Here is a 1,345-nt window from a genome sequence, read left to right on the forward strand (position 1 = left end):
GTGCGGCCCCACCGAGACCGACACCGACGCCGATACGGGCACGGGCGGTGATGCCGGCGCCGCGGCCCCGTCCGCGACGACCCGGTTCCTGCCGCTGACCTTCCTGACCCCGGGCCGCTAGCGGGCCTCCGGGTCCTGGGCCAGGACGGACCGGCCGCCGTCCACGGGCACGGTCGCCCCGGTGATGAAGGACGCCTCGTCCGACAGCAGGTAGGCGACCGCGGCCGCGACCTCCGACGCCAGCGCGACCCGGCCGAGCGGGTGCAGCTCGCCCATCTGCCGCTCGACGCCCGCCGCGCGCTCCGGGCCCAGCCCGGCGAGCAGCGCGTCGTAGCGCTCGGTGCGCACCGAGCCGGGCGCGACGGCGTTCACCCGGATGCCGCGCGGCCCGTACTCCACCGCGAGCGCCCGGGTCAGCCCCTCGATCGCGGCCTTCGCCGTCACGTACGGGACGCAGCCGGGGACGGCGCGGCGGGCCTGGTGCGAGGTGACGTTGACGATCGAGCCGCGCGTCCCGGCCGCGAGGAAGCGCCGGATCGCGGTGGTGCAGCCGGTCACGGGCATGCCGAGGTTCAGCGCGACCAGGTCCATCAGCTCGCGCGCGGACGCGGTGTGCGGGGACGCGTCCCGGAACACCGCCGCGTTGTTCACCCACCCGGCCAGGGTGCCGGCGGACTCGGCGAGGTCGGCGGCGCGCTCGGCGGTCGCCTCGTCCCCGGCGTCGCCGGTCACCGCGCGCACCCGGGGGTCGCCGGACGTCCAGTCCAGCGCGTCCGGGTCGCGCTCGACCGCGACGACCACGGCGTCCGGCGCGGCCAGCAGGCGGGAGACGACGGCGCGGCCGATGCCCCGGCCGCCGCCGGTGACGACATAAGAGACCTTCATCGTGGGGGCTCCGTCCCGGGAGTAGTGTGGTCGAAATGGACGAACTGGCTCAGGGTGTGGGGCGGACGGCACTCGGTGTGGCCCGGATGCGGGCCGCCGAGCACCGGCGTCCGGACCGGCTGTTCACCGACCCGTTCGCCGCGGCGTTCGCGGCGGCCGGTCCGCCCGCGCCGCCCGGCCGCGACGGGCCGATGCGGGACCTGCTGATCCTCCAGGTGATCGTCCGTACCCGGTTCTACGACGACTATCTCCGCGCGGCCGCCGACGCCGGGATCCGGCAGGTCGTGCTGCTGGCGGCCGGGCTCGACACGCGGGCCTTCCGGCTCGACTGGCCGGCCGGGACGCGGCTGTTCGAGGTCGACCTCCCGGACGTGCTCGCCTTCAAGGCCGCGACGCTCGCGGACGCCGAGCCGCGCTGCGAGCGGGCCGCCGTCGCCGCCGACCTGCGCGAGGAATGGGC

Annotated in this window: 2 protein-coding genes; one reads left to right on the top strand and one right to left on the bottom strand. The window is 76.9% G+C overall.

Annotated elements, in window-relative coordinates; genetic code table 11:
* Positions 1 to 117: 117 nt before the first annotated feature.
* Entirely contained in the window at positions 118 to 885 is a 768-nt protein-coding gene (locus AB0J52_RS40840; protein WP_500188609.1) for an SDR family NAD(P)-dependent oxidoreductase, read from the bottom strand.
* A gap of 35 nt (positions 886 to 920) precedes the next feature.
* On the opposite strand from AB0J52_RS40840, the gene AB0J52_RS40845 reads away from it, so the two are divergent.
* The coding region (locus tag AB0J52_RS40845; protein ID WP_500188611.1) for an SAM-dependent methyltransferase at positions 921 to 1,345 on the top strand (425 nt) is incomplete at its 3' end.

The sequence above is a fragment of the Spirillospora sp. NPDC049652 genome, from assembly GCF_040675125.1.
Classification (GTDB): domain Bacteria; phylum Actinomycetota; class Actinomycetes; order Streptosporangiales; family Streptosporangiaceae; genus Spirillospora.